The organism is Pseudomonas sp. P7759 (assembly GCF_013386445.1).
Lineage (GTDB): Bacteria > Pseudomonadota > Gammaproteobacteria > Pseudomonadales > Pseudomonadaceae > Aquipseudomonas > Aquipseudomonas azotoformans_A.
On sequence record NZ_JACART010000063.1, the window covers coordinates 42679 to 60554 of the forward strand.

Below are 17876 nucleotides of genomic sequence, written 5' to 3' on the forward strand. Positions count from 1 at the left end.
GGGCGGGTTCGGGCTGGATCGGGCAAGGTATGCCGTGCACGATACAGGTCCGACCCGGCCCAAGCTACTTAGAGCTGGAACTTGCTGACCAGTACGTTGAACGAAGTGGCCAGACGCGACAGGTCCTGGCTGGACGCATTGGTCTGGTGAGCACCGGCGGCCGTTTGGGTGGACAGGTCCTGGATGTTCAGCAGGTTGCGGTCCACTTCGCGGGCCACCTGGGCCTGCTCTTCCGAGGCAGAGGCGATCACCAGGTTGCGTTCATTGATCTTCGCCACGCTGGCGGTGATCCGTTGCAGCGCTTCGCCAGCGTTTTGCGTCAGGGTCTGGGTGTTGTTGGCCCAGGTCAGGCTCTTGTTCATCGCCGCGACCGCATCATCGGCGCCGGTCTGGACGTCGCCAATCATCTTTTCAATATCGACGGTCGAGGTTTGAGTCCGGTGGGCCAGCGCCCGCACTTCATCGGCGACCACGGCGAAGCCACGACCCTGCTCACCGGCGCGCGCCGCCTCGATGGCCGCATTCAGGGCCAGCAGGTTGGTCTGGTCGGCGATCCCACGGATCACATCGATCACCTTGCCGATTTCCCTTACCTGGCCGGCAAGATCTGCCACCGACTGCGTGGAATCGTTGATTTCACCCACCATCGAATGCATGCCGGATACGGCTTGCTCAACTTGCTGGCGCCCGTCTTCGGCCTCGGTGCTGGCTTGGCGCGAAGCTTCCGAGGTGGAGACGGCATTGCTCGCCACTTCGTCCACGGCGGCGGTCATCTGGTTGACGGCGGTGGCGGCTTGTTGAATTTCATCATTCTGACGGGTCAGGCCACGGCTGCTTTCATCGGTGACCGCGCTCAGCTCTTCGGCGGCCGAGGCGAGCTGGTCGGAAGCGTTGGCGATTTCCACCAGGGTGCTTTTCAAGCCGCCCTGCATGTCCGACAGCGCCATCAGCAATTGCCCGGCTTCGTCGGTGCGTTCGGTAACGATGGCTTGGGTCAGGTCGCCCTTGGCAATGCGTTGTGCGCTGTCCACGGCCTGGGCGATGGGGCGGGTGATCAGGCGGGTGATCAATACACCCACCGTGATAGCAATGATGAACGCCAGGACAATGCCGCTGATCATCCAGGTCAACGCGCTGGCACGCAGCTCATCGGCGGCGATGGCACCTTCCTTGATCTGGCGGTTATTGGACTCGATCATCACGCGGATCAACTCGCGCGCCTGGCGGAACAGTTCATTGTTGGTGGTGTTCAGCTGAGTGCGGGCCTGATCGACCTGGTCGCCGTCAAGCAACGCCATGATGCGATCGGAGCTGCTGACGTAGGTGGGCCAAATCTGGTCGAGCTTGTCTCCGGCTGCCCGTTCGTCATCTTCCAACGGCGTCGCGCGATACGTCGCGTAGGCGCTCTGGCTGCGCTTGAGTTCCTGGGCGATATCCTGGCGCACGCGCTCGCGGTCTTGTTGGGCCACGTTGCCGTTAGCCGCATCCATTAACCGATACAACCCGCGATTATGGGCGACCAGGCCATTGAGGGTGGCGGCCGTATTACTCACGGAGACAAGGTTGTTGGAGAACGTCAGCTCCAGTGCCGAAGAGAGGCGCACGACCCCTTTGATCCCCAACAGGCCGACCCCGAGGGTGACCAACGCACACAGTAAAAATGAAAGCAGCAGCTTGGTTGAGATTTTCATGGCTCGAATCCGGCGATAGTAGCGAAGGGCGCACGCTAGAGCCTCCATGGCAGGGTGCGATGTCATAGTGACATCATCGCAATTGAGAAAGTTGCGGGCCAGATAAATTTACTGAATCGATAAAGCTTGAACAGATGTATCAAGTCGTTACGGAAACGCACCAGATTCAGTTTTCGGTGTCACATATTCTGTCATTCGGTGAAAGCCGGGTGCCGCCCTCCAGCGTCGCTAGAGGTGCTCTTCCGCGGTCCAGGAGGCCGCCATGTATCGACGATTGCTGCTCAGCGCTTTACTCGGTCTGACCCTTTGCGCTTGCGTGCCCTATTACGATGGCGGCCAGAGCTATTACCGTTCCGAGGTCTACACCTCACCGGCACCGGTGTATTACTACGGTGGCGGCACGGCGTATCAGTACCGCCGTGATTACTACCCCGCACCGCGCTACTACGCGCCACAACCGCGCTACTACGCGCCACAACCGCGCTACTACTCGGCGCCGCGTTATTATCAGCCGGCCCCGCGTTATTACGGGCCGCGTGCCGGTTACCGGCCTTATCCGAACCAAGGCTGGGGCGGCGACCGGTGGGGGAATGGCGGACACGGACGCGGTTCCGACCATGGAGGTGGCCGCGGCGGTCACCGTTGACAGGCCAGTAATGCAAGCGGCGCATGAAGCGCCGCTTTTTTGTGGGTGTCAGTAATCCGACAAGTCCGCCAACGGATGGCGGCCTTCCCACGCTTTGTTGAAATGCGCCTGCACCACCGCCTCTGGAACCGTATTGATATCCGGCCAATGCCAATGGGGCGTCTGGTCCTTATCGATCAGCCGCGCGCGTACCCCTTCACTGAATTCCGGATGGCGGCAGCAATTGAGGCTCATCGTGTATTCCATCTGGAACACCTGCGCCAGGGACAGGTGCCGGGCACGCTGGATCTGCTCCCACACCAGATGGGCCGTCAGCGGGCAGCCTTCGCTCAGCGTCTGGCCGGCACGGCTGAACAGGGGATCGGCGTGCTCACGCAGTGGGCTCAAGTTGCGCCAGGCACACCGCACATCACCCACATCCAGCCATTCGTCGATCTGGGCCCGGCGCGGCAGCCACTGCGCTTCGGGTTGCTGGTCGACAGCTTCTTGGGCCAGCGCCTTGAGCAGGCTGTTGAGTTGCATCGCGGTCTGTTCCTGCCAGTTCAATTGCAGCAATCCATCCAGCAACTCGTCTTGTTGATCATCGCGCAGGAAGCGGTCGGCCAGGCCGAGGTCCAGAGCGTCGCGGCCATTGATATGCGCGCCGGTAAGGCCCAGGAACAACCCCAGCTTGCCTGGCAGGCGCGACAGGAACCAACTGGCGCCGACGTCCGGGTACAGGCCGATGCTGATCTCCGGCATGGCCAACCGGCTGCTCGGCGTGACGATGCGCACTGCGGCGCTTTGCAACAGGCCCATGCCGCCCCCCAGCACGTAGCCGTGCCCCCAGCAGATCACCGGTTTTGGGTAGGTGTGCAGGCGGTAATCAAGACGGTATTCCGCCGCAAAAAATTGCGCCGCCAGGGCTGGCACCACGCCAGGCTGTTCCCGACAGGCCTGCGCCAGGCTGCGCACTTCGCCCCCGGCGCAAAACGCCTTGGGGCCATTGCCGCGCAGCAGTACACAGTGAATGTTCGGATCCTTGGCCCAAGCGTCCAGGCGTTCGCCCAGGGCCAGGATCATCGGCAGGGAAAGGGCATTGAGGGATTTTTCAGCGTCGAGGCTGGCGATGCCGATGCGGGCACCGTCGCTGCCGGTCAGCTCTTCGAAGTGCAGGTTCATCGTGACCTCAATCGATAAGGTGAAGGATGAGTATGATCGCTTCGTAGGAAAGCGCCGTTGGTGTGTCAGATCAATTGACAAGCGGGGTCGGCTTTCCTAGGGTTCGCCTCATTCTTTTTTACAAGACTATTCAACCATGACCGAAGACGACCGTATCAAACTCGAACCCAGCTGGAAACACGCCTTGCGGGATCAGTTCGAGCAGCCGTACATGGCCCAGTTGCGCGAGTTCCTGCGCCAGGAACATGCCGCCGGCAAAGAGATCTACCCGCCCGGCCCACTGATTTTCAACGCGCTCAATTCCACACCGTTGGATAAGGTCAAAGTCGTGATCCTCGGCCAGGACCCGTACCACGGCCCCGGCCAGGCCCACGGTCTGTGCTTCTCGGTGCAACCGGGCGTGCCGGCGCCACCGTCGCTGGTCAATATCTACAAAGAGCTCAAGCGCGACCTGAACATCGACATCCCCAACCATGGCTACCTGCAAAGCTGGGCCGACCAAGGCGTGCTGATGCTCAACACCACCATGACCGTCGAGCGCGCCAATGCCAACGCCCATGCGGGCAAGGGCTGGCAGTTCTTTACCGATCGGATTATCGAAGTGGTCAGCGAGCATCAGCCGCATCTGGTGTTTCTGCTGTGGGGTGCCCATGCCCAGGGCAAACAGAAACTGATCGACGCGACCAAGCACCTGGTGCTGACGTCAGTGCACCCGTCGCCATTGTCGGCGTATCGCGGATTTCTGGGGTGCGGGCACTTCAGCCGGACCAACAAGTTTCTTGAGCAGAATGGCGAGACGCCGATCGAGTGGCGGTTGCCGCCACTCTGATACGGTTTACGGTTGGGGCTGGCGGTTCCAATGCCTGAACAACGGCTCCGCCAGAAACAGCACAAATAACAGCCGCATCACCTGCATCGCCGTCACCAACGGCACCGACAGTTGCAGGGTCTCCGCCGTCAGACTCATCTCGGCAATTCCGCCGGGCATCATGCCCAAGGTCAATGAGCGCAGGTCCAGATGGGTCAAGGCGCTCAGGCCCACCGCCGCCAAGGTTGCCAGCGCCATGGTCAAGGCCGTACCAATCAGGGTGCGGCCCATGAACGAGGGCGCGCGACGAAAGAACTGACGATTGAAATGGCAGCCCAAACCGCTGCCGATCAACCATTGGCCAATCTGGCTGCCGCCGTCTGGCAGGCCGATATGCAAATCCCACACGACGCTGGCCGTCGCACTCACCAGCAGCGGCCCGAACAACCACGGGTTCGGCTGACGCAACCGCTGCCAACCCCAGGCCACCAGCGCGCCTGTCGGAAACAGCGCCAACAGCCAAGGCCAACTCACCGGCGCCGGATGAAACTGCGGCGTACCGCCTTCCAGCAGATATTTGAAGATCGCCGGCACACACAGCACCACTACCAGCACTCGTAGACTCTGCCCCGCCGCGACACGGCTGAGCACCGCGCCATTGCGTGCGCCGAGGTTGACCATCTCACCGGAGCCGCCCGGCATGCTGGAGAAAAACGCGGTGGCGCGGTCTTCACCGCTGCGGCGCATCAGCCACACGCCGACAACGCTCGACAGGCTGGTAACCAGCGCGCCGAAGAAGATCAGCCCGAAGTGGCTCATCACCTGCTCGATCACCACCGGCGTGAAGTGCAGGCCGATGCCGATCCCCACTACCCATTGGCCGCATTTGCGCCCGCCAGGAATCTCCGCCAACTGCCACGGCGTGAGGCAACGCACCAGGATAATCGCCAGCAACGAGCCGACCATGTACGGCAAAGGCCAGCCGACCAGGCTGGCCAGGTAACCGCCGGCCAGGCCGACCAGCGGTGTTCCCCACCAATGTTTAAAGGTGACCTCAGACATCGGCCACGGCACGACGCTGCAGGGCACGTTTGCGGTAGATGCGGATCAACGGGAAGGCCAGCATCAGCGCCGTCAATACCCACACACCAAAGGTGATCGGGCTCGACCAGAGGATCTGCAGGTCACCGTTGGAGATCGACAGCGCACGGCGCAGGTTCTGCTCCATCAAGCCGCCGAGGATAAAGCCCAGCAGCACCGGCGACAGCGGGAAGTCGAGCTTGCGCAGGATGTAGCCGAAGATGCCGATGCCGACCATCAGGAACAGGTCGAAGGTGGTGGCGTGAACCGCGTACACACCAATTGCCGTGATGATCGCAATCACCGGCACCAGCGCCCAGTTTGGCACGGCCAGGATGCGCGTGAAGATGCGGATCATCGGGATGTTGAGGATCACCAGCATGATGTTGGCGATGAACAACGACGCGATCAGGCCCCAGACGATGTCCGGTTGCTGTTGGAACAGCAGCGGGCCAGGGGTGATGTTGTACAGCGACAGGGCGCCGATCATCACCGCCGTGGTGCCCGAACCGGGTACGCCGAGGGTCAGCATTGGCACCAGGGCGCCGCAGGCGGACGCGCCGATGGCCGTTTCCGGGGCGGCGAGGCCGCGCATGTCGCCCTGGCCGAATTTACCGCTGGCACCGGCCAGGCGTTTTTCGGTCATGTAGGCAACCGCCGAGGCCAAGGTCGCACCGGCACCTGGCAAGACGCCCATGATGAAACCCAGCAAACCGCAGCGGATGTTGACGACAAAGACCGCGCCCGCTTCCTTGAGGTTGAACATCATGCGGCCCGTGGCCTTCACGGCTTCCTGGCCACGGTGGGTTTTTTCCAGCAGCAACAGGATCTCGCTGATGGAGAACAGGCCCAGCACCAACACCACAAACTGGATGCCGTCGGTGAGGTGGATGTTGTCGCCGGTAAACCGGTACACGCCGCTGTTGGCGTCGATGCCCACCGCCGACAGAAACAGGCCGATCAGCGCTGCGACAAAGGTCTTCAACGGCTTGTCACCGGCCATGCCGCCGAGACAGACGATCGCGAACACCATCAGTACGAAATATTCCGCCGGCCCGAAGGCAATCGCCCATTTGGCCAGCAGCGGCGCAAACAACACCATGCCGCAGGTGGCGATAAACGCGCCGATGAACGAACTCCACGCCGACAACGACAGCGCCACGCCGGCCAGGCCTTTGCGGGCCATCGGGTAGCCGTCGAGGGTGGTCATCACGGTAGAGGCTTCGCCTGGGATGTTCAGCAGGATCGAGCTGATACGCCCGCCATATTCGCAGCCCAGGTACACGGCCGCCAGCAGGATCAGCGCCGATTCCGGCGGCAGGCCCAGGGCGAACGCGATGGGGATCAACAGCGCCACGCCGTTGATCGGGCCCAGGCCCGGCAACAGGCCGACCACGGTGCCGATCAGGGTGCCGCACAGGGCGGTCACCAGGTTGTAGGGGGACAGTGCAACGCCGAAGCCCTGGCCCAAATAGCCGAAAGTATCCATATCAGTTCTCCAGAACGTCGAGCAGGCCGAGGGGCAGCGGCACATCCATGGCTTTATCGAACAGCAGGTAAAGACCAATCGCCATCAGGCTGACGATCACCACGCTCGGTAGCCAGCGGCCGCCATACAGGCGCGCCATCGGAATGCCGATCAGCATGCTGCTGAGGATGAAACCCAGGGGTTCGAAGGTGCCGGCGAACACGATCAACAGGCCGACGCAGATGCCGATCTTGATCAGGGTTTCGCGGTCCAGCGCGGGTTCTTCTTCGGTGTGCTTGGTGGGCTGTGGGCGGATGATCATGTAGATCAGGCCCAGGCTCATCAGCCCGAGCATCAGCAACGGGTAGGCGCGCGGCCCGACCGGCTCGTAGGAAAACGCGGCCTGATACGGCCACGCCATCAGCGCGAGACCGGCACAGACCAGCAGCATCACGCTGGCGAAAATGCGTTGTAAGAGCATGTGAAACTCCTGGGCCGCGCCCCGGTTGAAAGGGGCGTGGCCGTGCGACAGGAAGGGGTGATTACTGGATCAGGCCAAACTCTTTGGCCAGCACTTTGTAGTCAGCCACCTGTTTCTTCACGTAGGTGTCCAGCTCCGGGCCGGTCATGGCGAACGGGAACAGCTCGCGCTGGTCACGCAGCTTGGCGAACTCTTCCGAGGCCAGCAGTTTGTCGAAGGCGTCTTTCCACCAGGCGTAGTCGGCATCGCTGACTTTTGGCCCGAGGTAGAAACCGCGCACCACCGGCCAGACGATGTCGTAGCCTTGCTCTTTGGCGGTCGGAATGTTCTTCATTTCCGGCTCGTCCAAGCGCTGCTCGGAGAACACGGCCAGCAGGCGCATGTCACCGCTGAGGATGTGCGGCATGGAGTCGGAGATGTCGGTACTGCCCACCTGGATGTGGCCGCCAAGCAGGGCGGTGGCAATTTCGCCGCCGCCTTCGAGCGCCACGTAACGCAGTTCGCGCGGGTTGATCCCGGCGGCCTTGGCGATCAGCGCGGTTTGCATCCAGTCCTGGCTGCCGACGGTGCCGCCGGAACCGATCACCACACTGCCCGGATCTTTCTTCAGGGCTTTGACCAGATCGTCGAGGGTCTTGTAGGGCGAATCGGCTTTCACTGCGATGGCCCCGTAGCTGGTGCCGACTGCTGCCAGCCAACGCACGGCGCTTTCATCGAAACGGCCGAACTTGCCTTGGGCCAGGTTCAACAGCGAACCGCTGGACCAAGCCACCAGGGTGCCGGCATCGGCTGGACGCTGGGCGACCACGGCGTTGTAGGCCACCGCACCCACGCCGCCTGGCATGTAGGTCACGCGCATCGGCTTGCTCAGCAACTTTTCGTTGACCAGCGCGCTTTGCGCCAGTTTGCAGGTCAGGTCAAAACCGCCGCCAGGCGAGGCTGGGGCGATGCATTCCGGGCGCTTGGGTTCGTCGGCAGCCAGCAGTTGGCCGGCGAACAGCATGCAGCCGGCGGCGAGGGCCAATTTACGCAGTGAAGGGGTCATGGTTATCTCCATCTTTGTTGTTATGAGGGGGTACTACCAAAGGGCGACGCTATAGCTGACCAGCAAGCGCATTTCATCCGCATCACGGGCTGAGTAGTTGGAACGGTAAGTGGCGTTGCGCAGGCGCACGGCCACGTCCTTGAACGTGCCGCTTTGCACCACGTACTTGATCTCGCTGTTGCGTTCCCATTCCTTGCCGGTTTCACCGTTCTTGAGCTTGATGTTGTCACCCGAGAGGTAACGGCTCATGAAGCTCAGGCCGGGGATGCCCAGCTTGGCGAAGTCGAAGTCGTAGCGTGCCTGCCAGGAGCGTTCTTCGGCGCCGGCAAAGTCGTTGATCTGCACAAAGTTGACCAGGTACGGGTCGCTGCCATCCACATACGGGAAGGCGCTGTCGCCGGACATGTGCTGGTAGCCGGCGCTGAGCTTGTGGCCATTGAGGGCATAGCTGAACAGGCCGTTGAGGGACGTGTTGTCGATCTTGCCGCCACGCGCGCTGCCAGTGTCATCACTGATGGCCAGGCGCAGGTCGGTGGCGAAGGTGCCGGGGCCCATCGGGCGTGCGGCCACCAGGCCGAGGAAGTGCTGGCGGTACACGTCGTCGAGTTGGGCGAAGTGGTAGCTGCCGGTGATCTTGTCGGCGAACTTGTAGTCGGCGCCGCCAAAGTTGAAGTGCTTGCCGGTGGCGCCGCTGACGAAGCGGCTGTTCTTGTTGTTGAGCGCGATGTCTTCGTAGTTGCTGTCGTCGCGGTCCTTGGCCTTGTCCAGGCGGCCCCCGGTGAACACCAGATTCTTGAATTCCTTGGAGGTGATCAGGCCGCCGTTGAAGGTCTGCGGCAGGATGCGGCCGTCATTGGGCTTGAGGATCGGCAGTTCGGGGATCAGCGAGCCGATTTTCAGCTCGGTGGCCGAGATCTTCACTTTGCCGGTCAGGCCCAGCTTGGAGTACTCGTCGGCGGCGCGGCCATCGTCGTGGGTGGGCAACAGGCCGGTGCCGGTGCGGTCGGGGCTGGAGTCGAGCTTGACCCCGAGCATGCCCAGCGCATCCACGCCAAAGCCGACGGTGCCGTCGGTGTAGCCCGATTGCAGGTTGAGCATGAAGCCCTGGGCCCATTCGTCGCGTTTGGATTGCTGGGCGCTGGTGCCGTCGCGGAAGTCGCGGTTGAAGTACATGTTGCGGGTTTCCAGGGTCGCGCTACTGTCTTCGAAGAAGGCAGCCTGGCTGAGCGGCGAAAAGCCGGCAAGGGTAGCAGCACTGGCGAGGGCGGTCTGGGTCAGGCGAGAAAAACGAACAGGCGAGGGGGCCTGGGGCTGTGTCGACAGCATCGTTGTGTACTCCGTTATTGTTCTTATTTTGGCGAAAACGCTTCGAGGCGTTTTTCGGGCGCGGCGCGAAGGCAGCTCGGCGGGCATAGACCACCGTGGCTGGATGCTAAAGGGCGAAGCTTTCACTAACCTTTCAGTGGCCTTTCAATGTTTTCGGGCTTCACAGGGCAGGTGGCGCCTGTAAACTGCCCGCCAAAGCGTGGCGCCGACCACCCCTGAACGAGGTAGAAATCCATGCGTGTCCTGCTGGTTGAAGACCATCTGCAACTTGCCGAAAGTGTCGCGCAAGCGCTCAAGAGCACGGGTCTGACCGTTGACGTGCTGCACGATGGCGTGGCGGCGGACCTGGCCCTGAGCAGTGAGGAATACGCGGCGGCGATCCTCGATGTGGGGCTGCCGCGCATGGACGGTTTCGAAGTGCTTGCACGTTTGCGCGCCCGTGGAAAAAATCTGCCGGTGCTGATGCTGACCGCGCGCAGTGATGTGAAAGACCGCGTGCACGGTCTCAATCTTGGGGCTGACGATTACCTCGCCAAACCGTTCGAACTCACCGAGTTGGAAGCGCGGGTCAAGGCATTGCTGCGGCGCAGTGTGTTGGGCGGCGAGCGCCAGCAGGCCTGCGGCGTGTTGGTCTATGACCTCGACACGCGGCGCTTCACCGTGGGCGGCGAGCTGATGACGCTCACCTCCCGCGAGCAAGCGGTGCTGGAGGCGCTGATTGCCCGGCCGGGCCGGGTGATGAGCAAGGAGCAACTGGCTTCCCAGGTGTTCGGCCTGGACGAAGAAGCCAGCCCCGATGCCATCGAAATCTACGTGCATCGCCTGCGCAAGAAACTCGACGGCCAGCCCATCGCCATCGTGACCTTCCGCGGCCTCGGCTACCTGCTGGAAGCCCGCGATGCATAAGCCCAGCAGCCTGCGCTGGCGCCTGCTGTGGAACCTGGCGCTGTTGTTGGTGCTGTTGATGCTCGCCAGTGGCATGAGCGCTTATTGGAATGGTCGCGAAGCTGCTGACACCGCCTACGACCGCACGCTGTTGGCCTCGGCGCGCACCATCGCCGCTGGCTTGACCCAAGTGGATGGCACCCTTAGCGCCAATGTGCCCTATGTCGCGTTGGACACTTTTGCCTACGACAGCGCCGGGCGCATTTATTACCAGGTCAACGACATCGACCAGAAGCTGATCTCCGGCTACGAAAACCTGCCCGGCCCACCGCCGGGTACACCACGCACCGACGATTATCCGGCGCTGGCACGTTTCTATGACGCCATGTATCAGGGGCAGCAGGTGCGGGTGGTCAGCCTGCTCAAGGCAGTCTCCGAGCCGAACATGAACGGTATGGCGGAAATCCGTGTCGCTGAAACTGATGAAGCGCGCGTCAGCATGGCCCGCAGCCTAATGGCAGACACTTTGCTGCGCCTGGGGATGCTCGCTGTCGGCGCATTGCTGCTGGTGTGGTTTGCCGTCAGTGCGGCGTTGCGCCCGCTGGAGCGCCTGCGCACGGCGGTAGAGGAGCGTCAGCCTGACGACTTGCGCCCGTTGCCCTTGGTGGAAGTGCAGCATGAGTTTGGGCCACTGGTGCGCTCCCTCAACCACTTCACCGAACGCCTGCGCGGTCAGTTTGAGCGCCAGGCGCAATTTATCGCTGATGCGGCCCATGAGCTGCGCACACCGCTGGCTGCGCTCAAGGCCCGGCTGGAACTGGGCTTGCGTGCCGAGGACCCCGTCACCTGGCGCAATACCCTGGAAACCGCAGCCCAAGGCACTGACCGTCTGACACATCTGGCTAATCAATTGTTGTCCCTGGCACGCATTGAAAATGGCGCCCGCGCGATTGCCGAAGGTGGCGCGCAGTTGCTCGACCTCAGCCAGTTGGCCCGAGAGCTGGGCATGGCCATGGCGCCGTTGGCCCACGCACGCGGCGTGGCGCTGGCGTTGGAGGCCGACGAGCCGGTGTGGCTGCGCGGTGAGCCGACCTTGTTGAATGAGCTGTTGAGCAATCTGGTGGACAATGCCCTGGCTCACACGCCGCCGGGCGGCAATGTGATTCTGCGGGTGACGGCGCCGGCGGTACTGGAAGTGGAAGACGATGGCCCAGGCATTCCGCTGGATGAGCGGGACCGCGTATTTGAACGCTTCTACCGTCGCAGCCAGCAGGGCATGGGGTCAGGCCTGGGGCTGGCGATTGTCGGTGAGATTTGCCGGGCGCACCTGGCACAGATCAGCCTGCATGATGGCGAACTGGCCGGGTTGAAAGTGCGGGTAAGTTTTATCGCGGGTTGATCAGTAGAACATCGAGCGGGCTTCATCCAGCTCGGCGCGCAACGCATCGCTATAGGGGTCGACGCGTAGCTTCTTGATCGCCGGAAGTGTGGAGACCGGGACGCTGGCCAAGGGGTGATCAGTGCCGCGATGGCAATACAACACAGCCACCTGCACCAGGTCGACGTAGTCGAGGCTGGCCGAATCGCGCTCCAGGTCCAGGTATTGGCCGGGCAGTTTGGCAAGCATTTCCGGGAAGTCCCAGCCACTCAATAGCTTGTCACCGAGCAACGGGTGGATGCTCTCGATGACGTGATTGAGGCTGACCGGGTCCGCGAGCAACTCGTAATGGTCTTCGGCGTACGTCAGGATCGGCAGCACGCCGATCTGGTGCACCAGGCCGCCAAGGGCCGCCTGGTCTGGCTTGAGCTGGCTGTGGCTACGACAGAGGGCGTAGCTGACGCCCGCCACTTCCAGGCTACGGCGCCACACATCGCGCATCTTTTGTTCGACCACGTCGGAGCGGGCGTGGAAGATCTGCTCCATCACCAGGCCGATCGCCAGGTTGCTGCTGTAGTTGGTGCCCAGCCGGGTGATGGCGGTGTGCAGGTCGGTGACTTCCTGGGTGGCGCGCAACAACGGGCTGTTGACCACTTTGATCAGGCGCGCCGACAGCGCGGTATCGCGACCGATCACTTTGCTCAAGTGGCTGATGCTGATTTCCGGGTCTTCAGCAGCCTGACGAATATTCAGGGCCACTTCCGGCAATGTCGGCAGAACCAGGTCATCGTTGTCGATGGCCCTCACTAAAGCCTGTTGGACTTTTTCCGCCAGCTTGTTCATTCATGCTCTCTAGGGTGTTGCAAAAAGGTACGGCGATCAGCGCTGGATCTCTCGATCACGGTCGAGCGTGTAAGGCAGGTCGAGCAGTTGCAAGCCGGGACCTTCCAGTGTGCCTACGTGCACATCGCCACTATCGGCAGCTTCGGCTTGCAACACGGCCAGAAGTTCAATGCTCTCGCCGGCTTTTGCCGCAATGACCACTTCGCCGATTGCACTGTTGTGGCTGGGGGAAAACAACGGGGTGCCTGGCTCGGGCAGTTCAGGCGCATTGAGGCTCAAGCGGTACAGGCGACGTTTGAGTTTGCCCAGGTACTGCATGCGCGCGACAATTTCCTGGCCGGTGTAGCAGCCTTTCTTGAAGCTCACGCCACCCACGGCCTGCAGGTTGAGCATCTGCGGGATGAACAGCTCGCGGGTTTGCGGCATGACTTGGCCGATGCCCGCACGGATTTGCCCCAGCAGCCACTCATTCAGATCGGTTTGTTCAAGGCTTGCAGTCAATTGATTGCGTACGGCGTCACCTTGCTCGGCAGGCACCCAGAGTTCAGTGCGACCAGGGGACACACGAATGGCTATCAGTGCATTGTTGCGGGCGACGCTGTCGTTCTCGGCCGGCAGCTCAAGGCCAAGGCTGCCCAGGGCCGTGTCCGCATTCACCAGGCCGAAACGTACCCAGGCGGCGCTCTCGTCGGTAAGCTTGGACTTGGAGAACACGGCGTATTTCTTCAGGTCGGCCAGCTGCGGTTCCAGCAGCTCGGTGGCCATGGCCAGCAACACGCCGTCACCTTGCAGCAGGATGCGAAAGCTCGACTGCATGCGCCCTTTTTGCGTGCAGCGCGCGCCGAGGCTGGCCTGGGTATCGCTCAGGTAATTGAGGTTGCAGGTCAGTTGGCCCTGAAGGAACTTGGCGGCATCAGCGCCGCGGACGGCGAGAACGCCTTCGTGGGACAGGGGGCAGAAGAAAGCAGAGTCAGCCATGGGTCATCGCAGGTCAAAAAGTCATGGGTGCATCATAGAGGGGCGCCCGGCAAATGGATAGTTTCCGTATGGGGCGACCAAAGCCGACTGTTCCGGTGCCGTCGGGCCTGTATACTTGCCGCCTATTTGAGGAGCGCTCCATGGTCGAAGATGTAGAAATCAATCGTCTCTACTGGCACAGCCGTCGTGGCATGCTGGAGTTGGATGTGTTGCTGGTGCCTTTCACCAAAGAGGTCTATGCAACGCTCAATCAGGTGGATCGCGACCTCTACGTCAGGCTGCTGACTTGTGAAGACCAGGACATGTTCGGCTGGTTCATGGAGCGCGCCGAATCCGAAGACCCAGAGCTGCAGCGCATGGTTCGGATGATCCTGGACCGTGTCCAGCCCAAGTAATACATTCGAATGCCGCTGGCAGGCCTCACGGCTGTTGCTGGCGGCGTATCTTCTTGCCCAGCTGTTCGCGCTGGGTGCGCTTTTGTTTCTTGATCTGTCCTATTCAACCCTTGGCCTGATGGCGTGTCTGGCGCACGCAGCCTGGGTTTTGCCGCGCTTTGTCCTGCTGACTCACCGTTCGTCGATTCGTGGCCTGCGTCGCGACGCCGACGGCTGGCAGTTGCTCAATGCGGAGCAGGGCTGGCACAGCGTGCAGTTGCGACCGGACAGCCTCGCATTGCCGTTGATCGTCGTGCTGCGCTACCGGGTGCCGGGCGAATGGCGGATACGTTCGGTGTGTGTGCCCAGGGATTCGCAGGTCGCCGATGTGCATCGGCGCCTGCGGGTTCGCCTTAAGTTCAGCCGCCGTAGGTGGTTGGCACCAGGATAGTGTCGCGCGCCTCGGGCAGCATCTGCGGGTAATCCAGGGTGTAATGCAGGCCGCGGCTTTCCTTGCGTTCCATGGCCGAGCGGATCATCAGTTCCGCCACCTGGGCCAGGTTGCGCAACTCGATCAAGTCGCGGCTGACCTTGTAGTTACTGTAGAACTCGTCGATTTCGTCCAGCAGCAACCGCACTCGATGCTGCGCGCGTTGCAGGCGTTTGTTGGTGCGCACGATCCCCACGTAGTCCCACATGAAGCGGCGCAGTTCGTCCCAGTTATGGGCGATGATCACGTCTTCGTCCGAATCGGTCACCTGGCTGGCGTCCCAGCGGGGCAGGGCGGCCGGCACCGGAATGCGCGGTAGTTGTTGAAGGATGTCTGCCGCCGCCGAGCGTGCATAGACGAAACATTCCAGCAGCGAGTTGCTGGCCATGCGGTTGGCGCCGTGCAGGCCGGTAAAGCTGGTTTCGCCAATTGCATACAGGCCTGGGATGTCGGTGCGACCGTGCTGGTCGACCATCACGCCGCCGCAGGTGTAGTGCGCAGCCGGCACCACGGGGATCGGGCCTTGGGTGATGTCGATGTTGAACGCCAGGCAACGCTCGTAGACCGTAGGGAAGTGGGTCTTGATGAAGGCTTCGGGTTTGTGGCTGATGTCCAGGTAGACGCAGTCGATGCCCAGGCGCTTCATTTCATGGTCGATGGCGCGGGCGACGATATCGCGCGGGGCCAGTTCGGCGCGCGGGTCGAAGCGCTGCATGAAACGTTCGCCGTTGGGCAGTTTCAGGTGGGCGCCTTCGCCACGCAGGGCTTCGGTAATCAGGAAGCTCTTGGCTTGCGGGTGATACAGGCAAGTGGGGTGGAACTGGTTGAATTCCAGATTGGCCACCCGGCAGCCCGAGCGCCAGGCCATGGCAATCCCGTCGCCACAGGCGCCGTCGGGGTTGCTGGTATAGAGGTAGACCTTGGCCGCGCCGCCGGAGGCAAGAATGGTGAAGCGCGCACCGTACGTGTCGACTTCGCCGCTGGTGCGGTTGAGTACGTAGGCGCCGAGGCAGCGTTCGCCGTCCAGGCCCAGGCGTTTTTCGGTGATCAGGTCGACCGCGACGCGTTGTTCCAGCAATTCTATATTGGGGCGCTGGCGAGCCTGGTCGAGCAGTGTCTTGAAAATAGCGGCGCCAGTGGCGTCTGCCGCATGGATGATGCGGCGGTGGCTGTGGCCGCCTTCTCGGGTCAGGTGGAACTCAAAACCGCCGTCGTCGCTGCCCGCGTGTTCGTCGCGGGTAAAGGGGACGCCTTGATCGATCAGCCATTGGATGGCTTCGCGGCTGTGCTCGACGGTGAAGCGCACTGCTTCCTCATTGCACAGGCCACCGCCGGCGTTGAGGGTGTCTTCGACGTGGGATTGCACCGTGTCGGTGTCGTCCAGCACGGCGGCGACACCGCCCTGGGCCCAGAATGTCGAGCCGTTGGCCAGGTCGCCCTTGCTCAGTACCGCAATGCGCAGGTGGCTGGGGAGGGTCAGCGCAAGGCTCAAACCAGCCGCGCCGCTGCCGATCACCAGGACATCGTGTTGAAACTGTTGGCTCATTTGAGGGATTCCGCAAAAAGCGATCCGAAGAGGTGGCGCAAACAGGACGCCTGGATCGGCGAATCAAAGGGTCACACGGGCTACTAGTATATAGAGGGGTGGAGCGGCACAATAGCCGGGCATTCGTGGCAATGTGAGATTACGGTGCACGGCTGGGGTAAAATCGCCAGGTTATTGAGATGGGAACTTTTTGCATAAGCCCCGACTCAATAGCAGGTTGCCCGAAAGCTGGGAAAACGTTGAGTTTATTGGCCCGTCGGGAGCATTGGACGCGTCAGAAAACCGGCGACAAGATTATTCGCGCAGTCGGCCATGCCCGTACTGCGTTTTTCGTGTGTGCCAAATCAGTGCGTGCCGGAAACTTGCTTGAAGGGGGAGAACTTTTGCGAAAAGACCGAGTCTATGTTTGCAAGCCTGATCGTTTAGTTATGCAAGCCTCCTTTATGTACAACGAGGAGTGTTCATGCTAACCCAGGAAGAGGATCAGCAGCTGGTCGAGCGCGTTCAACGCGGCGACAAGCGAGCTTTTGATCTGCTAGTGCTGAAATACCAGCACAAAATTCTCGGGTTGATCGTGCGGTTTGTGCACGACACCCATGAAGCGCAGGACGTTGCACAGGAAGCCTTTATCAAGGCCTACCGTGCACTTGGTAACTTTCGCGGTGATAGTGCGTTTTACACGTGGCTATACCGAATCGCCATCAACACGGCGAAGAACTATCTGGTGTCTCGCGGACGCCGCCCACCGGATAGCGATGTAAGTTCAGAAGATGCGGAATTTTACGATGGTGATCACGGCCTCAAGGATCTCGAGTCGCCGGAGCGTGCATTGCTGCGCGACGAGATCGAAGGCACCGTTCATCGCACTATTCAGCAACTGCCAGAAGATTTGCGTACGGCGTTAACTTTACGTGAATTCGATGGTCTGAGTTACGAAGACATTGCGAGCGTCATGCAGTGTCCGGTGGGGACTGTAAGGTCACGGATTTTCCGGGCCCGGGAAGCCATCGATAAAGCCTTGCAACCGTTGTTGCAGGAAAACTAAAGACAGCGGCGACAGCCAAGAGAGGAACCGCCATGAGTCGTGATGCCCTGCAGGAATCGCTGTCCGCAGTGATGGATAACGAAGCGGATGAACTGGAACTTCGTCGAGTGCTCAACGCATTTGATGATGCCGAAACCCGTGATACCTGGTCTCGTTACCAAGTCGCTCGGGCGGTGATGCACAAGGATCTTCTAATCCCTCGTCTGGATATTGCTGCGGCCGTTTCTGCCGCGCTGGCTGATGAAGCCGTTCCGGCAAAAGCTGCTCGTGGTCCATGGCGTAGCCTGGGTCGCCTGGCAGTGGCTGCCTCGGTGACTGTTGCAGTGTTGGCCGGTGTTCGCCTGTACAACCAGGACGAAATCGCCGGTGCCGAACTGGCCCAGCAAACTCAGCAACCGGTCATGGCCGGTCCGCAAGTCAAAGGTCCAGCGGTACTGGCCGGCTACAAGGAAAGCTCTGACACCACCGGCCCGATGGCCAACGGTGTACTGCAAGGGCAATCCGGCTGGCAGGACCAGCGTCTTCCAGGCTACCTGCGCCAACACGCACAGGAGTCGGCTCTGAAGGGCACTGAAACCGCTCTGCCCTATGCTCGCGCGGCAAGCCTGGAAAACCGCTAATCCGTAAGGAG

18 protein-coding genes are annotated in these 17876 nt (G+C 61.5%); 8 read left to right on the forward strand and 10 right to left on the reverse strand.

What is annotated here, in order from left to right; translation table 11 throughout:
* Positions 1–68 precede the first annotated feature (68 nt).
* A complete protein-coding gene (locus HX823_RS29510) occupies positions 69–1691 on the reverse strand; it encodes a methyl-accepting chemotaxis protein (protein ID WP_038848160.1) in 1623 nt (540 codons plus the stop codon).
* A 262-nt stretch (positions 1692–1953) separates the two neighbouring features.
* On the opposite strand from HX823_RS29510, the gene HX823_RS29515 reads away from it, so the two are divergent.
* Positions 1954–2337, forward strand: coding sequence for a hypothetical protein (locus HX823_RS29515; RefSeq protein ID WP_177078154.1), 384 nt, complete (start codon positions 1954–1956; stop codon positions 2335–2337).
* 48 nt (positions 2338–2385) lie between these two features.
* On the opposite strand, the gene HX823_RS29520 is transcribed toward HX823_RS29515, so the two are convergent.
* On the reverse strand, positions 2386–3498 hold the full coding sequence (locus HX823_RS29520) for an enoyl-CoA hydratase/isomerase family protein (protein ID WP_038848167.1): 1113 nt from the start codon (positions 3496–3498) through the stop codon (positions 2386–2388).
* 136 nt (positions 3499–3634) lie between these two features.
* Between HX823_RS29520 and ung the strand changes: the two genes are divergently transcribed.
* On the forward strand, positions 3635–4327 hold the full coding sequence (gene ung, locus HX823_RS29525; protein ID WP_064055046.1) for a uracil-DNA glycosylase: 693 nt from the start codon (positions 3635–3637) through the stop codon (positions 4325–4327).
* A gap of 6 nt (positions 4328–4333) precedes the next feature.
* On the opposite strand, the gene HX823_RS29530 is transcribed toward ung, so the two are convergent.
* The 5 genes from HX823_RS29530 to HX823_RS29550 form a co-directional block, all read right to left on the reverse strand.
* Positions 4334–5368, reverse strand: a complete 1035-nt coding sequence (locus tag HX823_RS29530) for an AbrB family transcriptional regulator (RefSeq protein ID WP_038848173.1) — start codon at positions 5366–5368, stop codon at positions 4334–4336.
* On the reverse strand, positions 5361–6875 hold the full coding sequence (locus HX823_RS29535) for a tripartite tricarboxylate transporter permease (RefSeq protein ID WP_012722750.1): 1515 nt from the start codon (positions 6873–6875) through the stop codon (positions 5361–5363). Before HX823_RS29535 ends, HX823_RS29530 begins: the two co-directional genes overlap by 8 nt.
* Before the next feature lies 1 nt (position 6876).
* Positions 6877–7335, reverse strand: a complete 459-nt coding sequence (locus HX823_RS29540; protein WP_038848178.1) for a tripartite tricarboxylate transporter TctB family protein — start codon at positions 7333–7335, stop codon at positions 6877–6879.
* A gap of 61 nt (positions 7336–7396) precedes the next feature.
* Positions 7397–8380: a tripartite tricarboxylate transporter substrate binding protein gene (locus HX823_RS29545; protein WP_033902662.1), complete on the reverse strand. Its 984-nt coding sequence runs from the start codon at positions 8378–8380 to the stop codon at positions 7397–7399.
* 33 nt (positions 8381–8413) lie between these two features.
* Complete coding sequence (locus tag HX823_RS29550; RefSeq protein WP_033902661.1) at positions 8414–9706, reverse strand: OprD family porin; 1293 nt, start codon at positions 9704–9706, stop codon at positions 8414–8416.
* 234 nt (positions 9707–9940) lie between these two features.
* Between HX823_RS29550 and HX823_RS29555 the strand changes: the two genes are divergently transcribed.
* Complete coding sequence (locus HX823_RS29555; protein ID WP_010212220.1) at positions 9941–10612, forward strand: response regulator; 672 nt, start codon at positions 9941–9943, stop codon at positions 10610–10612.
* Positions 10605–11990, forward strand: a complete 1386-nt coding sequence (locus HX823_RS29560) for a sensor histidine kinase (RefSeq protein ID WP_177078156.1) — start codon at positions 10605–10607, stop codon at positions 11988–11990. Before HX823_RS29555 ends, HX823_RS29560 begins: the two co-directional genes overlap by 8 nt.
* Here the strand turns inward: HX823_RS29560 and HX823_RS29565 are convergent, their stop codons facing one another.
* The gene (locus HX823_RS29565) at positions 11991–12812 is read right to left on the reverse strand and encodes an HDOD domain-containing protein (RefSeq protein ID WP_177078158.1); all 822 of its coding nucleotides are present in this window, start codon (positions 12810–12812) and stop codon (positions 11991–11993) included.
* Positions 12813–12848: 36 nt separating this feature from the next.
* Entirely contained in the window at positions 12849–13790 is a 942-nt protein-coding gene (locus HX823_RS29570; protein WP_177078160.1) for a folate-binding protein YgfZ, read from the reverse strand.
* A 140-nt stretch (positions 13791–13930) separates the two neighbouring features.
* Between HX823_RS29570 and HX823_RS29575 the strand changes: the two genes are divergently transcribed.
* Entirely contained in the window at positions 13931–14185 is a 255-nt protein-coding gene (locus tag HX823_RS29575) for a succinate dehydrogenase assembly factor 2 (protein ID WP_014717362.1), read from the forward strand.
* Positions 14169–14615, forward strand: coding sequence for a protein YgfX (locus tag HX823_RS29580; protein ID WP_177078162.1), 447 nt, complete (start codon positions 14169–14171; stop codon positions 14613–14615). Before HX823_RS29575 ends, HX823_RS29580 begins: the two co-directional genes overlap by 17 nt.
* Here the strand turns inward: HX823_RS29580 and nadB are convergent.
* Positions 14584–16200 carry an L-aspartate oxidase gene (gene nadB, locus HX823_RS29585; RefSeq protein WP_177078164.1) on the reverse strand — a complete coding sequence of 539 codons (1617 nt, stop codon included), beginning with the start codon at positions 16198–16200 and terminating at the stop codon, positions 14584–14586. The genes HX823_RS29580 and nadB overlap by 32 nt on opposite strands.
* Positions 16201–16663: 463 nt before the next feature.
* Here nadB and rpoE point away from each other — a divergent pair, with 463 nt between their 5' ends.
* Together rpoE and HX823_RS29595 are read left to right on the forward strand one after the other, a co-directional pair.
* Positions 16664–17245: an RNA polymerase sigma factor RpoE gene (gene rpoE, locus HX823_RS29590; RefSeq protein ID WP_003172477.1), complete on the forward strand. Its 582-nt coding sequence runs from the start codon at positions 16664–16666 to the stop codon at positions 17243–17245.
* 32 nt (positions 17246–17277) lie between these two features.
* The gene (locus HX823_RS29595; RefSeq protein WP_016975168.1) at positions 17278–17865 is read left to right on the forward strand and encodes a sigma-E factor negative regulatory protein; all 588 of its coding nucleotides are present in this window, start codon (positions 17278–17280) and stop codon (positions 17863–17865) included.
* The last annotated feature ends 11 nt before the right edge of the window (positions 17866–17876 follow it).

What these genes read in the sequence shown, in the direction of transcription:
- ung (WP_064055046.1), top strand. Translation starts at nt 3,635, where the DNA reads ATGACCGAAGACGACCGTATCAAACTCGAACCCAGCTGGAAACACGCC.
- rpoE (WP_003172477.1), top strand. Translation starts at nt 16,664, where the DNA reads ATGCTAACCCAGGAAGAGGATCAGCAGCTGGTCGAGCGCGTTCAACGC.
- HX823_RS29575 (WP_014717362.1), top strand. Translation starts at nt 13,931, where the DNA reads ATGGTCGAAGATGTAGAAATCAATCGTCTCTACTGGCACAGCCGTCGT.
- HX823_RS29540 (WP_038848178.1), bottom strand. Translation starts at nt 7,335, where the DNA reads ATGCTCTTACAACGCATTTTCGCCAGCGTGATGCTGCTGGTCTGTGCC.
- HX823_RS29530 (WP_038848173.1), bottom strand. Translation starts at nt 5,368, where the DNA reads ATGTCTGAGGTCACCTTTAAACATTGGTGGGGAACACCGCTGGTCGGC.
- HX823_RS29545 (WP_033902662.1), bottom strand. Translation starts at nt 8,380, where the DNA reads ATGACCCCTTCACTGCGTAAATTGGCCCTCGCCGCCGGCTGCATGCTG.
- HX823_RS29570 (WP_177078160.1), bottom strand. Translation starts at nt 13,790, where the DNA reads ATGGCTGACTCTGCTTTCTTCTGCCCCCTGTCCCACGAAGGCGTTCTC.
- HX823_RS29595 (WP_016975168.1), top strand. Translation starts at nt 17,278, where the DNA reads ATGAGTCGTGATGCCCTGCAGGAATCGCTGTCCGCAGTGATGGATAAC.
- nadB (WP_177078164.1), bottom strand. Translation starts at nt 16,200, where the DNA reads ATGAGCCAACAGTTTCAACACGATGTCCTGGTGATCGGCAGCGGCGCG.
- HX823_RS29555 (WP_010212220.1), top strand. Translation starts at nt 9,941, where the DNA reads ATGCGTGTCCTGCTGGTTGAAGACCATCTGCAACTTGCCGAAAGTGTC.
- HX823_RS29535 (WP_012722750.1), bottom strand. Translation starts at nt 6,875, where the DNA reads ATGGATACTTTCGGCTATTTGGGCCAGGGCTTCGGCGTTGCACTGTCC.
- HX823_RS29550 (WP_033902661.1), bottom strand. Translation starts at nt 9,706, where the DNA reads ATGCTGTCGACACAGCCCCAGGCCCCCTCGCCTGTTCGTTTTTCTCGC.
- HX823_RS29565 (WP_177078158.1), bottom strand. Translation starts at nt 12,812, where the DNA reads ATGAACAAGCTGGCGGAAAAAGTCCAACAGGCTTTAGTGAGGGCCATC.
- HX823_RS29520 (WP_038848167.1), bottom strand. Translation starts at nt 3,498, where the DNA reads ATGAACCTGCACTTCGAAGAGCTGACCGGCAGCGACGGTGCCCGCATC.
- HX823_RS29560 (WP_177078156.1), top strand. Translation starts at nt 10,605, where the DNA reads ATGCATAAGCCCAGCAGCCTGCGCTGGCGCCTGCTGTGGAACCTGGCG.
- HX823_RS29515 (WP_177078154.1), top strand. Translation starts at nt 1,954, where the DNA reads ATGTATCGACGATTGCTGCTCAGCGCTTTACTCGGTCTGACCCTTTGC.
- HX823_RS29510 (WP_038848160.1), bottom strand. Translation starts at nt 1,691, where the DNA reads ATGAAAATCTCAACCAAGCTGCTGCTTTCATTTTTACTGTGTGCGTTG.